A 1,482-nucleotide genomic window follows, 5' to 3' on the forward strand; every position below is an offset into this window, starting at 1 on the left:
GGGCTGGACGTGGCGCTGGCCGGCGATGCCTGGCTGGCCGTGCAGGGGCCGGTGCTGAATGGCCAGCCGCGCGAGGCCTACACGCGGCGCGGCGATCTCCAGGTCTCGCCGGCCGGGCTCATTACCACCGGTGATGGCCGCGTGGTGCTGGATGCCGGCGGCGCACCGCTGTCGGCACCGCCCGGCGCACCGCTGACCATCGGCGATGATGGCACGGTGTCCGCCGCCCTGCCCGATGGCGTGGTGCCTGTGGGCCGGCTGAAGCTGGTGGACGGCAGCGGCCTCGACCCGCGCGACAAGACGGATGACGGCCTGTTCCTGCCCGAAAACCCCCTGCCCGCCGACCCGGCAGCGCGGCTGACCGCGGGCGCGCTGGAAAGCGCCAATGTCTCCACCGCGCAGGCGCTGGTGGAACTGGTCGAGGAACAGCGCGGCTTCGAGATCAACGCCAGGCTGCTGCGGCTGGCGCAGGAGATGGACGAACAGGGCAGCCGCCTGCTGCGCCGCGACAATTGAGGAGACTGAGGATGACGACCGCGCTCCATATCGCCCGATCCGGTCTCGACGCGCTCGACCAGCGCATGAAGACGATCTCCAACAATCTCGCCAACGTCGCCACCACCGGCTTCAAGCGCGACCGCGCCAGCTTTGCGACGCTTATGTACCAGGACGATCGCAACCCCGGCGCCGCCAGCGGGGCCGACACCCAATATGCCACCGGGCTTGGCACCGGCACCGGCGTGCGGGTGGTGGGGACCGAGCGCATCCACGCGCAGGGGACGCTGCTGCAGACCGACAATGCCCTCGATCTCGCCATCGACGGCGCCGGCTTCTTCGCCATCCAGCTGCCGGATGGTTCGCAGGGCTTCACACGCGATGGCGGCTTCAAGTTGTCGGCCACCGGCGAACTGGTGACCGCCTCCGGCCTCCGCCTGGCGCAGCCGCTGGTCATCCCCGATGGCGCCACCCAGATCGTGATTGCACCGGATGGCACGGTGACGGCGCAGGTCGCCGGCGAGGCGGCGCCGGTGGAGGTGGGGCAGGTGCAGCTGGCCCGCTTCCTCAATCCGGCCGGGCTGATGCCGGTGGGCGACAATCTCTATCGCGAGACCGCCGGCTCCGGCCCGGCCACGCTGGGTGTGGCGGGGCAGCAGGGCATGGGCCAGCTGCGCCAGGGCATGCTGGAAGGCTCCAACGTGTCGAGCGTGCAGGAACTGGTCGACATGATCGAGACGCAGCGCGCCTATGAGATCAATTCCAAGGTGATCAACGCCGCCGACGAGATGAGCCGTTACGTGGTGCAGAATGTCTAGGTTGGCTGCGCTCGCCCTGGTGCTGGCTGCGCCGGCCATGGCCGCGCCGAAGCTGCGGCCGTTGCCGCCCACGCTGCCGGCGGCGCCGGTGCCGGCGCCCGTAGCCACCGGCAGCCTGTTCGACGCGCAACGCTTTTCCGGCCTGGTCAGCGATCGGCGGGCGCGGCGG

Annotated in this window: 2 protein-coding genes; both read left to right on the forward strand. The window is 70.6% G+C overall.

Translation table 11 applies throughout. From position 1 onward, the window contains the following. The coding region (locus tag GJV64_RS14345) for a flagellar basal body rod C-terminal domain-containing protein (protein ID WP_164158141.1) at positions 1 to 516 on the forward strand (516 nt) is incomplete at its 5' end. A gap of 11 nt (positions 517 to 527) precedes the next feature. Further along, the gene (gene flgG / locus GJV64_RS14350; protein WP_164158144.1) at positions 528 to 1,313 is read left to right on the forward strand and encodes a flagellar basal-body rod protein FlgG; all 786 of its coding nucleotides are present in this window, start codon (positions 528 to 530) and stop codon (positions 1,311 to 1,313) included. Positions 1,314 to 1,482: the final 169 nt, after the last annotated feature.

The sequence above is a fragment of the Sandarakinorhabdus rubra genome (assembly GCF_010994245.1).
GTDB classification, from domain to species: domain Bacteria; phylum Pseudomonadota; class Alphaproteobacteria; order Sphingomonadales; family Sphingomonadaceae; genus Sandarakinorhabdus; species Sandarakinorhabdus rubra.